The sequence below is a fragment of the Pseudomonas sp. Q1-7 genome (assembly GCF_028010285.1).
GTDB lineage: Bacteria > Pseudomonadota > Gammaproteobacteria > Pseudomonadales > Pseudomonadaceae > Metapseudomonas.
In genome coordinates this window covers 454004-470170 of record NZ_CP116304.1, presented here as the reverse complement: position 1 = coordinate 470170, position 16167 = coordinate 454004, and the positions used below count along the sequence as shown (strand labels likewise).

Below are 16167 nucleotides of genomic sequence, written 5' to 3'. Positions count from 1 at the left end.
CAGCTTTTAGTCGCATAGCGACGCGACCCCACTGATTTTCACGACGGCTTCATGTAGTATGCCGCGCTTCGGACTACAAGAAGGGAAACCCCCGGTCCGAGCGGATATTGAGCAGAGTGAGGCAAGCAATGACTGAGCGCGTTCAAGTCGGTGGCCTTCAGGTCGCCAGAGTCCTGTTCGACTTCGTGAACAACGAAGCCATCCCCGGAACCGGCATTGCGGCCGAGACGTTCTGGGGCGGTGTGGAAGCCGTCATCAACGACTTGGCTCCGAAGAACAAAGCCCTGCTCGCCAAACGCGACGAACTGCAGGCCAAGATCGACGCCTGGCACCAGGCCCGCGCCGGCCAGGCCCATGACGCCGTGGCCTACAAGGCCTTCCTCCAGGACATCGGCTACCTGCTGCCGGAACCGGCCGACTTCCAGGCCACCACCCAGAATGTCGACGAAGAAATCGCCAGCATGGCCGGCCCGCAGCTGGTGGTGCCGGTGATGAATGCACGCTTTGCCCTGAACGCCGCCAACGCTCGCTGGGGTTCGCTCTACGATGCCCTCTACGGCACCGACGCCATCAGCGAAGAAGGCGGCGCCGAGAAGGGCAAGGGCTACAACAAGGTCCGTGGCGACAAGGTGATCGCTTTCGCCCGCGCCTTCCTCGACGAAGCTGCGCCGCTGCAAGGCGCCTCCCACGTCGACGCCACCGCCTACCAGGTGAAGAACGGCCAACTCGTCGTCACCCTGAAGAACGGCAGCGAAGCCGGTCTGCAGGATGCCGCCCAGTTCATCGCCTTCCAGGGCGACGCCGCCAAGCCGCAAACCGTGCTGTTGAAGCACAATGGCCTGCACTTCGAAATCCAGATCGACCCGTCCAGCCCCATCGGCCAGACCGATGCCGCCGGCGTGAAAGACGTACTGATGGAGTCCGCGCTGACCACCATCATGGACTGCGAAGACTCCGTGGCCGCCGTGGACGCCGACGACAAGGTCGTGGTCTACCGCAATTGGCTGGGCCTGATGAAGGGCGACCTGGCTGAAGAAGTCAGCAAGGGCGGCCAGACCTTCACCCGCACCATGAACCCGGACCGGGTCTACACCAAGGCCGACGGTTCCGAACTGACCCTGCACGGCCGCTCCCTGCTGTTCGTGCGTAACGTCGGTCACCTGATGACCAACCCGGCCATCCTCGACGCCGCCGGCAACGAAGTCCCGGAAGGCATCCAGGACGGCCTGTTCACCGGCCTGATCGCGCTGCACAACCTCAAGGGCAACACCAGCCGCAAGAACAGCCGCACCGGCAGCATGTACATCGTGAAGCCGAAGATGCACGGCCCGGAGGAAGTGGCCTTCGCCACCGAGATCTTCGGCCGCGTCGAAGACGTCCTCGGCCTGCCGCGCAACACCCTGAAGGTCGGCATCATGGACGAAGAGCGCCGCACCACCGTCAACCTCAAGGCCTGCATCAAGGCCGCCGCCGAGCGCGTGGTGTTCATCAATACCGGCTTCCTCGACCGCACCGGTGACGAGATCCACACCTCCATGGAAGCCGGCGCCATGGTGCGCAAGGGCGCCATGAAGACCGAAAAGTGGATCGGTTCCTACGAGAACAACAACGTCGACATCGGCCTGGCCACTGGCCTGCAGGGCAAAGCGCAGATCGGCAAGGGCATGTGGGCCATGCCGGACCTGATGGCGGCCATGCTGGAACAGAAGATCGGCCACCCCATGGCCGGCGCCAACACCGCCTGGGTACCGTCGCCCACCGCAGCCACCCTGCACGCCCTGCACTATCACAAGGTCGACGTGTTTGCCCGTCAGGCCGAACTGGCCAAGCGCGTCCCGGCCTCGGTGGATGACATCCTGACCATCCCGCTGGCGCCGGACACCAACTGGAGCCAGGAAGAGATCCAGAACGAACTGGACAACAACGCCCAGGGCATCCTCGGCTACGTGGTGCGCTGGATCGACCAGGGCGTCGGCTGCTCCAAGGTGCCGGACATCAACGATGTCGGCCTGATGGAAGACCGCGCCACCCTGCGCATTTCCAGCCAACTGCTGGCCAACTGGCTGCGCCATGGCGTGGTCAGTCAGGCGCAGATCGTCGAGAGCCTGGAGCGCATGGCCGCGGTGGTCGACCGGCAGAACGCCAACGACCCGCTGTACCGCCCGATGGCGCCGAACTTCGCCGACAACGTGGCCTTCCAGGCCGCGCTGGAACTGGTGGTGGAAGGCACCAAGCAGCCCAACGGCTACACCGAGCCGGTCCTGCACCGTCGTCGCCGCGAGTTCAAGGCGAAGAACGGTCTGTAAGACCCGCCCATGAAAAACCGCCCTACGGGGCGGTTTTTCTTTTTCGAGCTGTCAGTTCCGCAAGATCGTCGCCCGGATTTCATCCGGGCGACCGCTTCCCGAAGGCATAAAAAACCGCCTGTCCCTGGCGGTTCCTTCAAGCGCTTTTCAGCGCGATAACCTTCGCTTTGGCTTTCGCTTTAGCCGGCCTGGGCCGCACCTGGGGCGGCGGCGCCTTGGGTTGGGGCGGGGCACCCAGTTCGTTGCGCACCAGATTGACCAGACGGCCCTGGTCCACCGGCTTGAGCAGGAAGTCGACCACCTTCATATGCATCGCCTCGATGGCGTCCTGCACGTCGGCATCGCCGGAAATGATGATGACCGGCAGGCTCGCCCGTGCCGACTGGCGCACCTGGCGCACCACCTCCAGGCCGCTGCCGCACTGCATGTGGAGTTCGGTGATCAACAGGCCGATGGAAGGCCGCGTGACCAGCAGCGCCAGGGCTTGTTCGCCGCTTTCGGCGGTGATGCAGGGAATGCCCTGGGCAACCAGTTCATCGGCCAGGGCATCACGTCCGGCCTCGTCGTCGTCGACCAGCAGAACGCTGGGCGGCGCGCTGGGAACGCGCATGACCTCGTCCAGCGCTTGCAGTTCGGCGTCGCTCAGCAGGTCACCGTAGCTCATGGGGTTGTCCTCGAAACGGGGCCGCCCTGGCAGGCCCAACTCCCCGTATCTCTAGCTTTAGCACGGGGCTCGCAGCTCCGATAGGCAAAGTGCAATCAAGTTCCCGTGCGGAATGCGGCTTCCGCCGAACGGTAGCGTCCTAGCCTTGCATTTCCGACGAACAGCACTTTTGAGAACAGCGTCACACTTTTCCCTGCGTCATCGGCAGCCTCCTTTAGACTTACGTCCAATTTGTACGATGGGCTGCCGCGCGCAGCATGAATCCCCTGACAAGAACCAGCAGGCAGGTCCATGAACAAGGCAGACGCCTTTGCCCAGGCCGGCAAGCAGGCGGTGATGCAGAACATCCACGGCACCATGGAGTTCCTGCAGAAGTTTCCGCCCTTCAATCAGATGGAAAGTGCCCATCTCGCCTTCCTCGTCGAACACTGCCTGCTGCGCTTCTATGCCGCCGGCGAGTCCATCATCAAGCCCCAGGACGGGCCGGTGGAGCACTTCTATATCGTCAAGCAGGGCCGCGTGGTGGGGGAACGGCCACACTCCGCGCGACGCGGTACCGAGACCACCTTCGAGATCGCCAGCGGCGAGTGCTTCCCGCTGGCCGCCCTGCTCGGCGAGCGCGCCACCCGCACCGAGCACCTGGCAGGCGAGGACAGCTTCTGCCTGCTGCTGGGCAAGGCCGCTTTCGTCAAGCTGTTCGCCCTTTCCAACCCGTTCCGCGACTTCGCCCTGCGCGGGGTCAGCAGCCTGCTCGACCAGGTCAACCAGCAGGTGCAGTTGCGCGCGGCGGAAACCCTCGGTGCCCAATATTCGCTGGACACCCGGCTGGGCGAGCTGGCGGTGCGCCAGCCCATCGTCTGCCGGCCGCAACTGCCGCTGCGCGAAGCGGTTCGACTGATGCATGAGCAGCAAGTGGGCAGCATCGTCGTCGTCGACGCCAGGCAGCGGCCGCTGGGTATCTTCACCCTACGCGACCTGCGCCGGGTGATCGCCGACGCCAGCGCCGACCTCGCCCAGCCCATCGCCGAGCTGATGACCCAGGCGCCTTTCCACCTGCCACCGGAGGCCAGTGCCTTCGACGCGGCGCTGGCCATGACCGAGCGACACATCGCCCATGTCTGCGTGGTCAGCGACGAACGCCTGCTGGGCGTAGTGTCCGAGCGCGACCTGTTCTCCCTGCAGCGCGTCGACCTGGTGCACCTGGCGCGCACCATTCGCCACGCCGGCCGGGTCGAGACCCTGGCCGCCCTGCGCGGCGAGATCCAGCGGCTGGTGGACAGCATGCTTGCCCACGGCGCCAGTTCCACCCAGATCACCCGCATCATCACCCTGCTCAACGACCACACGGTGTGCCGGGTGATCGAGCTGACGATCGAGGAGATGGGCGACCCCGGCATCCCCTTCACCTGGCTCTGCTTCGGCAGCGAAGGCCGTAGCGAGCAGACCCTGCACACCGACCAGGACAACGGCATCCTCTTCGAGGCCAGCGACGCGGCGGAAGCCGCCGCCATCCGCGGAAAGCTGCTGCCGCTGGCCGAACGCATCAACCAGTCCCTGGCCCGCTGCGGCTTCGAGCTGTGCAGGGGCGGCATCATGGCCGGCAATCCGCAGCTGTGCCTGTCGCGTAACGAATGGAGCCGACGCTTTGCCAGCTTCGTCCGCGAGGCGACCCCGGAAAACCTGCTGGGCTCCTCCATCTATTTCGACCTGCGCGCCGTCTGGGGGCCCGCCGACGGGTGCGAGATGCTGCAGCGTGAGCTGCTGGTCCTGGTGGCGGACAACAGCCTGTTCCAGCGCATGCTGGCCGAAAACGCCCTGCGCCAGCGCCCGCCAGTGGGCCGCTTCCGTGATTTCGTAGTGGCCCGCAAGGGCGCCGAGAAGGACACCCTCGACCTCAAGGTGCAGGGCCTGACGCCCTTCGTCGACGGCGCCCGGCTGCTCGCACTGGCCCACGGCATCAGCGCCTGCGGCACGCTGGAACGCCTGCGCCAACTGGTCGCGCGCGAGGTGGTGGATGAGCAGGATGGCGCCGCCTATGAAGAGGCCTACCACTTCATCCAACTGATCCGCATGCAGCAGCACCAGCACCAGGCACGGCAGGGGCTGCCCTACTCCAACCGACTCGATCCGGACACCCTCAACCACCTGGACCGGCGCATCCTGCGTGAGTCCTTCCGTCAGGCCCAGCGCCTGCAATCCAGCCTGGCGCTACGTTATCAGCTATGAACGGCTTTCCCTGGTTCACCCGCCGCACGCCCCTGGATGCGGAATTCGCCGCCCGCCGCGACCGCCTGCCCGAACCCCAGCCGCTGGACGAGCGCCCCCTGCGCGAGCAGCGCTTCGTGGTCCTGGACCTGGAAACCAGCGGCCTGAACATGAGCCGCGACCTGGTGCTGTCCATCGGCGCGGTGAGCATCGCCGATGGCGCCATCGACCTCGGCAATCAGTTCGAATGCACCCTGCAGCGCGACACCGGCAAGCTCAGCGCCAGCGTGCTGATCCACGGTATCGCGCCAAGCGAACTGGCCGCCGGCGTGGAGCCGGCCGAGGCCTTGCTGGGCTTCATGGAGTTTCTCGGCGGCAGCCCGCTGCTGGCGTTCCATGCCACCTTCGACCAGCGCATGCTGAGCCGCGCGCTGAAGCAGGACCTCGATCACCGCCTGCGCCACTGTTTTCTCGACATCGCGGAACTCGCACCCATGCTGTGCCCCGAGGCGGGCATTCGCAACGGCGGGCTGGATGAGTGGGTGGCGTATTTCGGGCTGCAGGTGCAGCAACGCCACAACGCCAGCGCCGACGCCCTGGTCACTGCCGAGATCGCCCTCATCCTCTTCAGCCGCGCCCGTCGCCAAGGCTTGGAAAGCCCCGCCGCACTGGCGTCTGCACTGGCCCGCTGGCAGCGTCGGCAACACGCTCCGGCGCTCTGAAACGCCCCCGCAGGCAGGCACCTGCCCGGCCCCCTGCCAATGCGGTATAACTGGCCCCATTTCCCCATTGCCCCGCCGAAGCCGCCGAGGACACCCATGAGCACCCGCCAGACCCTGTTCTTCTCAGCCACCTCCCCTTACGTGCGCAAGGTCATGGTGCTGCTCCACGAAACCGGACAGCTCGACCTCGTCCAGCTTCACGGCATCACCCTGACGCCGATAAACCCCAGCGCGGAACTCAACTCACTCAACCCGGCCGGCAAGATCCCGGCCCTGCAACTGGCCGACGGCAGCGTGCTGCACGACAGCCGGGTGATCCTCGACTACCTCGATCACCAGCACGGCGGCACGCCGCTGATTCCCCGAGACGGCATGGCGCGCTGGCGCCGCCTGACCCTGGCCTCCCTGGCCGACGCCGTGCTGGATGCCGCCATCCTGGTGCGTTACGAAACCTTCCTGCGCCCGGAAGACAAGCGCTGGGACGACTGGGTACTGGGCCAGTGCGGCAAGATCGAGCGCGCCCTGGAAAGCTTCGAACAGGCCGCCGACGAACTGGACGAGGCGTTCGACGTCGCCGCCATCAGCGCCGCCTGCGCGCTGGGTTACCTGGACTTCCGCATGCCCGACCTGAACTGGCGCCGCGACTGTCCGAAACTCGCCGCCTGGTACACCGTCGCCAGCCAGCGGCCCTCGGTGAAGGCCACCGCACCGGCGCCCTGATCGAACACCGCAAGCGCTTCACCGTGCGGGGGGCGGCGGAGGCAACCGGGGGCTACGGAACAAGCGGTTGATCCTGGCCGCCAGTTCGGCACCGGCGGCCTGTTCCTCGCGCAAGCCCACCCGCTTCATTGCGCACCTCCCGCGTAGCCATACCAAAGGCGGAAGAAACCCGCGCCAAGCAGCAGCGCCCCCTGGCCCAGGGCCGCGCAGAGTTCGAGGAAGGAACGCACCGCCGAATTGCGAGTGGCCTCCACCACGCCGGTCAGTCCCTCCCAGAAGCCGCCCGGCAGCAGCCACAGGGCCAGGCTGGCCACTGGCTTGCCGGTGAACAGCCAGAGCTCGATCAGGCCGAAGGCGCCGGCGAACATCAGGCCGCCCAGCACCAGCACCGCCACCGCCAGGCCAAGCAGGCAGCAACCGCCAAACTGCATCAGTACGCGCATTGCCGATCCTCCTCAGTTGCCGCCAGCCGGCTGGGCGCGGCCGACGCCGTACCAGTCCAGCTTGCGGGTCAGCACCATCACGCCGGCCAGCAGGCCGAACACCAGCAGCGAGCCCATCAGCAGCGCATAGTCCTCGGCGCTGAGCAGGCCGTAGAGCATTCCGTAAAGCGCCGCCAGGCCCAGGGTGAAGCCGCCGCCGCGAAGCCAGCTGTGCAGCACGTGGCTGACGTAGAAGCCCACCAGCGCCACGCAGGCCGAAGCCGAAATGGCATAGGCGAGGGCGAATTCCAGGTGTTCCGAGAGGGACAGCAGCAACAGGTAGAAGAACGCCAGGGCCAGGCCCACCAGGCCGTACTGCACCGGGTGCACGGCCAGGCGCTTGAGCACTTCCATCAGGAAGAAGCCGGCGAAGGTCAGAGCCACGAACAGCAGGGCGTATTTGATCGCACGGTCGGTCTTCAGGTACTGATCGACCGGATCGACGAAGCTCACGCCGAAGTCCCGCGAATAGAAGCTGTCGCAGCGTTGGGTGGCGACGCACTCGGCCAGCGCCTCCTGCAGGTTGGTGGCGAAGAAGCTGGTCTGCCAGGTCGCCGAAAACCCCTTGGCGTCGATGCTGCGCTCGCTGGGGAGAAACTCGCCGATGAAGCTCGGGTGCGGCCAGGACGAACTCAGCGCCACCCGCGAATCGCGCCCCACCGGAGTCACGCTCAGGCTGGAGGTGCCCTGCAACTTCAGGTTGAAGGCGAACTCCAGGCTTTGCACCACGCCGGCCTGCAGCGGCGCCAGCGGCACATGCACGCCACCATTCAGCAGACGGTCCCCGCTACCGGGCTGGAAATCCAGCTCCTGGCCGTTCAGGCGCAGTTTCAGGGCATTGCCGATGCCACGGATATCGCTGATGCCCACCGCCAGAAAGGGCTGTTCGAAGCGGTAATCCTCCAGGCCTTCGGCGATGCCGTAGTGGGCCGGCACCAGGATCTGCCCGCTGACCTGGTTGTCGCTCTTGTACAGCCGCGCCTTGTAGATGCCCCGTGCGCGCAGTTCGGTGTCGACGTTGCCGGTGAGGTTGAAGCGCTCGGGGAGGAAGTACAGACGGCCGCTCACCTCGCGCTCTTCCATATGGCGCTGGCCGGTCTGTTCGTAGGTCTTCCACTCGCGCACGGTGCGCTTGTAGGGCACCACCAGGAGGGGGCCGGTGATCCGCTGGCTGTAGCTGGAACTCTGGGCAATGTTGGCCAGCACGCCATTGCGCGCGGCCTGCCGCTCGCCGATCAGGCCGTCGATCAGCATCAGGGGGATCATCAACAGCAGCATCAGCAGGGCAATGGTGCCCAGCTTGAAACCGAGGGTGCGGGTCATGGCGACTCTCCTTGTGTGGGGATGGGGAGAGTCTGGGCATCGCCTGGGGTGGGGTTATGGGGGCTTTGTGGAGATTGTGTGGGGATTGGGTGCGACGCAGATGCGTCCGTTTGCGGGAGCGCATTCATTCGCGATGGCAGGCGACGCCTGCCCGGCTGTTGCTGGGGACGCGGCGCGTCCCTTTCGCGAATGGATTCGCTCCTACGGGGCCTCTTTCGGTAGAAAAGCCGGTCAAGCCCCGCGAATGTACTGCTCCAGGTGCTGAATCAGGCTTTCCTGTTCGGCGGTGATGTCACGCACCAGGTCGCGGATGGAGAGCAGGCCCACCAGCTTGCCGTCGTCCAGCACCGGCAGGTGGCGCAGGTTCTTCTCGGTCATCAGCTGCATGCAGTACTGGTTGCTGTCCCGCGGGGTCACCACGAACAGGTTGGAGGTCATCACTTCTTCGATGGTGGTGGCGTAGGCCGAACGCTCCAGGGCGGCGACGCGGCGCACGAAGTCGCGCTCGGTGACGATGCCCACCAGTTCCCCGCCCTGCATCACCACCAGGGCGCCGATGTCCTTCTCGGCCATCATCAGGGCGGCTTCCAGAACGGTGGTCGTGGGCTCGACGCTGAACAGCTGGGTGTGGGGCTTGGCTCTGAGAATCTCGGCGACGGTTTTCATCGGGCAGCTCCTGGGGGGACAGTGTTTCTTGTAGTCGAAGCTCGGCGCGGTGCAAAAGTGCCGCATCAAGAATCAGGCCAGAACCTCATGACAAGGTGGCGACGCCCACCGAAATTCCGGGGCGCCGTCCTGGTCAATGTATAGCCGATGACCGAGCGGGCAGGCATCGCCGGGCGGCGAGCACGTATCAATCCGCGACGCAGGGAAGTCGCAGGCAGGCTTGCACACCGCCCTCGGCATTCGCGACCCGCAGTTCGCCGCCGTGGAGCCCGGCCACTTCCTGCACGAAATTGAGGCCTAGGCCGGTGCTTTTGCGCCCCGTGGTGGGGCGTGGCAGGGAATAGAAGCGCTCGGTCAGGCGCGGCAAGGCGAACGCGGGGATGGGCTCGCCCTGGTTGAACACCCGCAGTTCCAGCCAGTCGCCGTGGCGCCGCGCGTCCAGGCGCAGCAGGCCGCCGGGCGGAGTGAAGTCCAGGGCGTTGTCCAGCAGGTTGGCCAATGCCTGGCTGAGCAGGAAACGTTCGCCGAGCGCGCACAGCTGCGGTGCAATCCGGTTCTCCACCTTGAGGCCGGCAGACTCGATGCGCGCCGCCTGGGCTTGCAGCAGCGTGTCGACCAGCTCGCCGACCGACACCGGCACCCGCTCTTCCAGGCCCTGGCGCTGCTCCACCCGAGCCAGGTTGAGCAGGCGCTCGATCAACTGCTGCAGGCGTTCGCCCTCGCCGGCGATATTGGCCACGAAGCGCTGCCGCTGTTCGGCCGGCATGTCGCCTTCCAGCAATTCGGCGGCGCCACGAATGGCCGCCAGCGGGCTCTTCAGTTCGTGGGTCAGGGTATGCACGTAGCGCTCGACGTAGGCCTTGCCCTCCAACTGCGTGCGCATGCGCTCCACCGCATCCGCCAATTGCCGCAGTTCGCCGCCGCTCATGCGCGGCAGCTCCGCACGCCGGCCCTCGCTCACCGCCTGGGCATAGTCGCGCAGGCGTCGCAGGGAGCCGCTGAGCCACCAGGACAGCAACCCGCCGACCAGCAGGCCAAGGCCGATCAAGCCGACACCGAGCCAGGTCAGGCGCGTCTGCGAGCGTTCGATATAAGGTTGCAGGGACGCATTGGGCTTGGCCACCGAGACGACGCCGATGATCCGCTCGCCGTCGCGGATCGGCGCGGCCACGTACATGACCGAGGAATCCGGGTCGTTGCTGTCCTCACGGGTAGAACGTGCGCCGTACTGGCCGCGCAGGGTCAGGTAGACGTCGTTCCAGCGCGAGTAGTCCTGGCCCAGCGCCGCGCCGCTGGAGTCCAGCAGCACGATGCCCTTGTCGTCGGTGACATAGATGCGATGGTTGACCCGGTTCTTGCGCACGCCCCAGATGTCCGCTTCGGGCTGCCGCTCGCCGTAGGCCCGCAGCAGCTCAGGCAGGCGGCCCTGGTCCAGGGTGCCGGCGCGAACCTCGTCACGGAGGATTTCCGCCAGCAGGTTGGCGGTGTCCACCAGGGTTTCCTCGGTCGACTGGCGCACGCCGGGGCGGATTTCATCCATCACCGTGCTGAGCACGAACCAGCCGGCCAGGCCGACGAAGAGGAAGTAGGCCAGGAAGATGCGAATGCCCAGCGGCATCAGGCGTTGTCCGGCGCGTAGCTGTAGCCCAGGCCGCGATGGGTCTGGATGGGTTCGGCGGCCGGCGCCACCTGGCGCAGCTTGGCGCGCAGGCTCTTGATGTGGCTGTCGATGTTGCGCTCGTAGCCGGCATCGGCGGCCACGCCCAGGGCGTCCAGCAGTTGTTCGCGGCTGAACACCCGCTCGGGCTGCGCCAGCAGCGCCTGGAGCAGGCGGAACTCATGGCGGGTCAGGCCAAGCGGTTGGCCGTGGTAGTGGATGCGCACCCGTTCGCCGTCCACCTGGAAAGGTCCGGCGACGGACGCGGGCGCCGGATCGCGTGGCGCGGTGCGCTTGAGGATGGCACGCACCCGGGCCGCCACCTCGCGTGGGCTGAACGGCTTCACCACATAATCGTCGGCGCCGATCTCCAGACCCACCACGCGGTCGATCTCGGCATTGCGCGCGGTGAGGAAGAGCACCGGCACCTCGGAGAAACGCCGCAGTGCCTTGCACAGTTCGAAGCCGCTGGTGTCCGGCAGGCCGACGTCGAGGATCACCAGGTCCACCGGCTGCTGACGCAGCAATTCCAGCGCCGGGCCGCCGAGGCTCAACCAGGTGGTGGCGTTGCCGTCGGCCTCCAGGGCGAAGACCAGGGTGTCGGCGATGGCGGCTTCATCTTCGACGATGAGGATGTGGGGCATGGGCGTCCCGGCTCATTCAAATGACGCCGAAATTGCCCCATGCCCCGATCCCCCGTCAATCAGCACTGCGGCTTGCCGGCGGTGAATTTCTTGCCGGCATACACGGCGGCCTTGAATTCGCGCAGCGCATTGGCGCCGATCAGCAGCGGGTAGTTGAAGCTGGAACGGTCGGTGAGGTTGACCTCCACTGTGCGCTTGATGCCGCCCAGGCACATTTCCATGTCCACCACCGGTCGCCTGGAAATCTCCGCCGCGGGCGCCTCGTCTTCGTCGCCCAGTTCGTCGGCGCGGTTCTTGATCTTGCTGATGCGCGACAGCCGATGCTCGAACAGCGTCTTGTCGGCCCCCTTGGCGGCCAGACGGAAACGCACCCAGTCCTCGCCGTCACGCTGGAAACGCTCGATGTCCTTGGCCGACAGCGACGCGGTGAGGGCGCCGGTGTCCATCTTGGCCTTCAAGGTCTGGCCGATTTCCGGCAGGCGTACATATTCGTAGCGGCCGTAGAGGGTGGGTTCCTGGGCGGCGACGGCGGGCAATGCCATCAGGGCGAGCAGGGCAATCAGGGGTTTCAACGCAGTCTCTCCTGGTCGAGGGGTACGGTTCTGGGACTGGCCGGGCGGCCGATGGTTCGGAATCAGTCGAACAAGGAGCCGCGTCCTATCGTCACACCGCTCCAGAGTTCATCGAGCTTCTTGAAGCCCCAGTCGTCCGGCGACTCGCGACTGACGATGCGGTCGCCCTGGGACAAGTCGATCACTTCCTGGGGAATGGGCACCCTGGACGGCGCCGAGAAGAACACCTTCACCCAGGGCGTCAGCAACGACTGCGGGTGCTGCTCCAGCACCACGCCGAGACGGCCGCTCTCCAGGCGCACCAGGGAGCCGGTGGGGTAGATGCCGACGGATTTGACGAAGGCCTGGAACAGGTGCGGATCGAAATGGCCCTTGGTCCATTCGGCCATCTTGCGCACCGCCTCGGCCGGGCTCCAGCCCTTCTTGTAGGGGCGGTCGGAGGTGATCGCGTCGTAGACGTCGCAGATCGCCCCCATCCGCGCCAACAGGCTGATCTGCTCGCCCACCAGGCGGTGCGGATAACCCGAACCGTCGTACTTCTCGTGATGGTGCAGGCAGACGTCCAGCACGCTTGCGCCGACCTGACGGCTGTCCAGCAGGATGCGCGCACCGGCGGCGGGGTGCTTGCGCACCTCGGCGAACTCGCCATCGGACAGCTTGCCGGGCTTGTTCAGCAGTTCCAGCGGCACCGCCATCTTGCCAATGTCGTGGAGCAGCCCGGCCAGGCCGGCATCGCGCACCCGCTCCTCGGCCATGCCGAGCTGGCGCGCCAGGGCCACCATCAAGGCGCAGACCGCCACTGAGTGCATGTAGGTGTATTCATCGCTGGTCTTCAGCCGTGCCAGGCTGATCAGGGCGTTGGGGTGACGGATCACCGACTCGGTGATCTGCTCCACCAGGGCGGCAGCCTGGGCCAGCTCCAGCGCATGGCCGAGTCGGGCGCCGGTGAACATCGCCATCACCGCCTGCTTGGAGCGGGCGCACAGGCGCAGGGCGCGGCCCATCTCCTCGTCCAGGCTGACCGTCACGCCGTCCAAGGCCAGCGGCGGTTCGTCGTCCGCCGACTGCAGCCGACTCTCCGCCTGGGCTTCGACCTCCTCGGCGCTTTCGCCACTGTCCACGTCCAGGCCCTTGACGGTGTCGATCCAGACCTCGCCCACGGCGCTGTCGAGGATGCGCTGAAGATCCTTGGCATTGCCCAGCAGGAAGCTGGTCTTCCAGAACGGATGGTCCATCCAGGAACCGCAGAGCTCCTGGATGTACATGCCGATTCGCAGATCGGTCACGGCTATTCGTTTCAGCACGGCAGCTTCGCAAGGCAGGCGATATCAGGGCGACAGCATAATCCAGCCCGCCCACGCGCAGACAAGCGTCGGTAGGCCGGGCCGACCGCTCGTCGCATGGACGGCGACTGCGTATCATGGCGCGCACACCAGAGGACGAGGAGCCAAGGACCCATGCGGCCATTGCTGACCGGAGTCGCCACTACCCTGCTGCTGCTGCTCAACACCCTGATCCTGATCGGCCCCATGCTGGCCATCGCCCTGCTCAAGCTCGTGCTGCCCGGCCAGCACCTGCGCGACGCCTGTTCCCAGGGCGTGATGTGGGTCGCCGAAGCCTGGGCGGAAAACTGCAAGCGCGTCTTCGCCACTCTCACCCCCACCCACTGGGACATCCGCGGCGGCGAGGGGCTGCGCAACGACACCTCTTACCTGGTCATCAGCAACCACCAGTCCTGGGTGGACATTCCGGCGCTGGTCCAGGCCTTCAACCGCAAGGCGCCCTACTTCAAGTTCTTCCTGAAGAAGGAACTGATCTGGGTACCCTTCCTCGGCCTGGCCTTCTGGGCCCTGGACTACCCCTTCATGAAGCGTTACAGCAAGGCCTTCCTCGACAAACACCCGGAGATGAAGGGCAAGGACCTGGAAATCACCCGGGCCGCCTGCGAAAAGTTCAAGCGCATGCCGGTAACGGTGGTGAACTACCTGGAAGGCACCCGCTTCACGCCGGTCAAGCACGCCAACCAGGGTTCGCCCTACCAGTACCTGCTGAAACCCAAGGCCGGTGGCATCGCCTTCGTCCTGGCGGCGCTGGGGGAGCAACTCGATGCGATCCTCGACGTTACCCTGGTCTACCCGGGGCGGGGCGTACCCGGCTTCTGGGCGCTGCTGTCCGGCCGGGTGCCACGGGTGATCGTCGACATTCACACCCGCGAACTGGACCCCGCCCTGTGGCAGGGCGACTACGAGAACGACGGGGAATTCCGCCAGTACGTGCAGGCCTGGGTCAGCCGGCTCTGGCAGGAGAAGGACGCACGCATCGACCAGTTGCGCGCCGAACTGGGCGGGACCCGCTGAGCGGGCCGTGCCGCCGGCTCAGGTGGACAGGCCGTTCACCGGCACCGCCTGGCCCGCCGGAACGGCCGGGCTCGACGGCACCTGCGGCACACTCCATTGCCAGAGGCTGCCGAGGCTCTGCAGCAGTGATTCGGCCAGGCCCTGCTGACCGAGGAAGGACAGGATCAACGGCGCGAACTGGCTGATCAGGTTGCTCTCCATGCCCAGCGAACCGAAGGCCTGGCTCACGTCGGTCATGCTGTTCATCTGCTGCCCCGCCAGCACGCCGGGTTGCCCGCCGAGGACGCTGCCCGGTTGCTGGCCGAGCAGGCCGCCAAGGCTGCTCAGCAATCCCTGGGTATTGGGATCGGTGAGCAGGCCGACGCCCGGCACCGCCTGGTCCAGTTGGGCGAACTGATCGGCCGGCAGGTTGTTGCGCGCCACACCGAACAATGCGGTCAAGCCGCCCAATGCCTGCTCCGGGGTGATCTGCAACTGGCCACCCAGTTGCGCGAGCAGCGCTGCCGATTCCGCCGGCGCGATGCCCGCCCCGGCGTTCTCATGGCTCCCCGCACCGCTTACGGCAGCCGCGGCGACGACATCGCCCAGGGAAACGGCGAACACCGGGCTGGCGGCCAGGCTGAGCAGGACGGCCAGGGTCAGGCTTCGGGGAGTGTGCATAGGTCGACCTCGAGGAATGAGCGGCGCCGGAACACTGCGTACCGGCCGGTGAGCGGAGGCTCGGCCATATGACTGCGCGAAGGGCGGAAGTGTTCCCGGCATCCCGTCGGCACGAAAGCGTACCGTCGTAGGATGTGGTTGAGCGAAGCGATACCCATCAGTGGCGGCTGGCTCGCCTTGTGACGCGCGTTCATAAGCCAAGGCCAACTTCGGAAGTTGCAACGTCGGACCCCAGCGCATAGCGTCGGGACAGCTCAAATCAAGCGAACAAGCTCAAATCAATACCTTCAGTCGCCAATGCTCGTCTAACAGCCGGTCGCTCGATGACAGTGCGAATGGTTTGAGCCCACACCGGATACCCACCGTTCATATCCAGATTGATCCATTTACCCCAAAGCCAGAACACCAGAAGCACGGGATGAACAATGGTGTAGGTTTCAGGGAGTGGCATCACCTTCAATTGGTGCTCGATGAAGGCGTAGTCCCGCGCGACATTCTTCATTCCCTTGGCCACGATATCGGGATAGCACGCAGGATCTTCAATGACTCGCTGAGGCCTCCAGATCTGGCCGTATGCCAACGTATGCACAGTTCCCGACAACCAGTTCAACCACTCGACGCAACGTGCCAACGCTCCGGGCTCGCGTGGAGCGAGATTGCTCTCGGGATGCTGAAAAGCAAGGAAAAGCAATATGGCCGGCAGCTCGGTCAGGACACCGCTGAAGCCGCCGATACTCCCGGAACTTGATTGCAGCGCGGGAACTCGGCCTTTGGGGTTGATCGACAAGTATTCAGGTGTCTGAGTCCCAACGCCTTTCAATGCAGAGCGTAACTCCAGCTGAAATGGTAACCCCAACTCTTCAAGCACCACATGGGCCGCCAGTGAGCAGGCGCCCGGTGAGTAATAAAGACGGTACATAACCGTTCCTTTGGATGTCCCTATCAAGGAGGACACTATCGGCTCTTCTGCACATGCGAGAAACGCTTCCCAACGGGGCAAGTGCATCAATCAGAAGGTACGTACGCGATGAAGAGTTCAGCGGGCGTAAATGTGTGTGAGCGTCTTGGATTGGCAGCGCTCGGCTTGATGCCCCCAAGTCCCAATCGCTTTGCGCTCCGACGTTCATCGGTACTGGAAGCAAGGTCTGCGGGTGTCCTGACGACTCGACAGCATGGGTTTCGTACCTCA

Annotated in this window: 14 protein-coding genes and 1 pseudogene; 5 read left to right on the top strand and 10 right to left on the bottom strand. The window is 65.6% G+C overall.

Annotated elements, in window-relative coordinates; translation table 11 throughout:
- The first annotated feature begins 128 nt into the window (after positions 1-128).
- A complete protein-coding gene (locus tag PJW05_RS02160; RefSeq protein ID WP_271410307.1) occupies positions 129-2306 on the top strand; it encodes a malate synthase G in 2178 nt (725 codons plus the stop codon).
- Positions 2307-2538: 232 nt separating this feature from the next.
- Here the strand turns inward: PJW05_RS02160 and PJW05_RS02155 are convergent.
- Positions 2539-2970: pseudogene (locus PJW05_RS02155) on the bottom strand (response regulator); the annotation flags it as partial.
- A gap of 291 nt (positions 2971-3261) precedes the next feature.
- On the opposite strand from PJW05_RS02155, the gene PJW05_RS02150 reads away from it, so the two are divergent.
- The 3 genes from PJW05_RS02150 (at position 3262) to PJW05_RS02140 (ending at position 6617) form a co-directional block, all read left to right on the top strand.
- A complete protein-coding gene (locus PJW05_RS02150) occupies positions 3262-5196 on the top strand; it encodes a putative nucleotidyltransferase substrate binding domain-containing protein (RefSeq protein ID WP_271410306.1) in 1935 nt (644 codons plus the stop codon).
- Positions 5193-5897: a 3'-5' exonuclease gene (locus PJW05_RS02145; protein ID WP_271410305.1), complete on the top strand. Its 705-nt coding sequence runs from the start codon at positions 5193-5195 to the stop codon at positions 5895-5897. Before PJW05_RS02150 ends, PJW05_RS02145 begins: the two co-directional genes overlap by 4 nt.
- A 96-nt stretch (positions 5898-5993) precedes the next feature.
- The gene (locus PJW05_RS02140; protein WP_271410304.1) at positions 5994-6617 is read left to right on the top strand and encodes a glutathione S-transferase family protein; all 624 of its coding nucleotides are present in this window, start codon (positions 5994-5996) and stop codon (positions 6615-6617) included.
- A gap of 125 nt (positions 6618-6742) precedes the next feature.
- On the opposite strand, the gene PJW05_RS02135 is transcribed toward PJW05_RS02140, so the two are convergent.
- The 7 genes from PJW05_RS02135 to PJW05_RS02105 form a co-directional block, all read right to left on the bottom strand.
- Positions 6743-7060, bottom strand: coding sequence for a hypothetical protein (locus PJW05_RS02135; RefSeq protein WP_271410303.1), 318 nt, complete (start codon positions 7058-7060; stop codon positions 6743-6745).
- A gap of 12 nt (positions 7061-7072) precedes the next feature.
- Positions 7073-8422 carry a cell envelope integrity protein CreD gene (creD, locus tag PJW05_RS02130; protein ID WP_271410302.1) on the bottom strand — a complete coding sequence of 450 codons (1350 nt, stop codon included), beginning with the start codon at positions 8420-8422 and terminating at the stop codon, positions 7073-7075.
- A 231-nt stretch (positions 8423-8653) separates the two neighbouring features.
- Positions 8654-9088: a CBS domain-containing protein gene (locus PJW05_RS02125; protein WP_271410301.1), complete on the bottom strand. Its 435-nt coding sequence runs from the start codon at positions 9086-9088 to the stop codon at positions 8654-8656.
- 187 nt (positions 9089-9275) lie between these two features.
- On the bottom strand, positions 9276-10706 hold the full coding sequence (gene creC / locus PJW05_RS02120; protein WP_271410300.1) for a two-component system sensor histidine kinase CreC: 1431 nt from the start codon (positions 10704-10706) through the stop codon (positions 9276-9278).
- Positions 10706-11389 carry a two-component system response regulator CreB gene (gene creB, locus PJW05_RS02115; protein WP_271410299.1) on the bottom strand — a complete coding sequence of 228 codons (684 nt, stop codon included), beginning with the start codon at positions 11387-11389 and terminating at the stop codon, positions 10706-10708. Before creB ends, creC begins: the two co-directional genes overlap by 1 nt.
- Before the next feature lie 59 nt (positions 11390-11448).
- A complete protein-coding gene (rloA2, locus tag PJW05_RS02110; RefSeq protein WP_271410298.1) occupies positions 11449-11961 on the bottom strand; it encodes a retropepsin-like aspartic peptidase RloA2 in 513 nt (170 codons plus the stop codon).
- 62 nt (positions 11962-12023) lie between these two features.
- A complete protein-coding gene (locus PJW05_RS02105) occupies positions 12024-13265 on the bottom strand; it encodes an HD-GYP domain-containing protein (protein ID WP_271410297.1) in 1242 nt (413 codons plus the stop codon).
- Between the two features lie 153 nt (positions 13266-13418).
- On the opposite strand from PJW05_RS02105, the gene PJW05_RS02100 reads away from it, so the two are divergent.
- A complete protein-coding gene (locus PJW05_RS02100; RefSeq protein WP_271410296.1) occupies positions 13419-14318 on the top strand; it encodes an acyltransferase in 900 nt (299 codons plus the stop codon).
- A gap of 18 nt (positions 14319-14336) precedes the next feature.
- Here PJW05_RS02100 and PJW05_RS02095 read toward each other — a convergent pair whose 3' ends face one another.
- Both PJW05_RS02095 and PJW05_RS02090 read right to left on the bottom strand, forming a co-directional pair.
- Complete coding sequence (locus tag PJW05_RS02095) at positions 14337-14978, bottom strand: DUF2780 domain-containing protein (RefSeq protein WP_271410295.1); 642 nt, start codon at positions 14976-14978, stop codon at positions 14337-14339.
- A 259-nt stretch (positions 14979-15237) separates the two neighbouring features.
- A complete protein-coding gene (locus tag PJW05_RS02090; protein WP_271410294.1) occupies positions 15238-15897 on the bottom strand; it encodes a glutathione S-transferase family protein in 660 nt (219 codons plus the stop codon).
- Between the last annotated feature and the right edge of the window lie 270 nt (positions 15898-16167).

Bases quoted from the DNA above. Each gene is read 5' to 3' on its own strand.
- PJW05_RS02160 (WP_271410307.1), top strand. From the start codon at position 129: ATGACTGAGCGCGTTCAAGTCGGTGGCCTTCAGGTCGCCAGAGTCCTG.
- PJW05_RS02150 (WP_271410306.1), top strand. From the start codon at position 3,262: ATGAACAAGGCAGACGCCTTTGCCCAGGCCGGCAAGCAGGCGGTGATG.
- PJW05_RS02145 (WP_271410305.1), top strand. From the start codon at position 5,193: ATGAACGGCTTTCCCTGGTTCACCCGCCGCACGCCCCTGGATGCGGAA.
- PJW05_RS02140 (WP_271410304.1), top strand. From the start codon at position 5,994: ATGAGCACCCGCCAGACCCTGTTCTTCTCAGCCACCTCCCCTTACGTG.
- PJW05_RS02135 (WP_271410303.1), bottom strand. From the start codon at position 7,060: ATGCGCGTACTGATGCAGTTTGGCGGTTGCTGCCTGCTTGGCCTGGCG.
- creD (WP_271410302.1), bottom strand. From the start codon at position 8,422: ATGACCCGCACCCTCGGTTTCAAGCTGGGCACCATTGCCCTGCTGATG.
- PJW05_RS02125 (WP_271410301.1), bottom strand. From the start codon at position 9,088: ATGAAAACCGTCGCCGAGATTCTCAGAGCCAAGCCCCACACCCAGCTG.
- creC (WP_271410300.1), bottom strand. From the start codon at position 10,706: ATGCCGCTGGGCATTCGCATCTTCCTGGCCTACTTCCTCTTCGTCGGC.
- creB (WP_271410299.1), bottom strand. From the start codon at position 11,389: ATGCCCCACATCCTCATCGTCGAAGATGAAGCCGCCATCGCCGACACC.
- PJW05_RS02100 (WP_271410296.1), top strand. From the start codon at position 13,419: ATGCGGCCATTGCTGACCGGAGTCGCCACTACCCTGCTGCTGCTGCTC.
- PJW05_RS02095 (WP_271410295.1), bottom strand. From the start codon at position 14,978: ATGCACACTCCCCGAAGCCTGACCCTGGCCGTCCTGCTCAGCCTGGCC.
- PJW05_RS02090 (WP_271410294.1), bottom strand. From the start codon at position 15,897: ATGTACCGTCTTTATTACTCACCGGGCGCCTGCTCACTGGCGGCCCAT.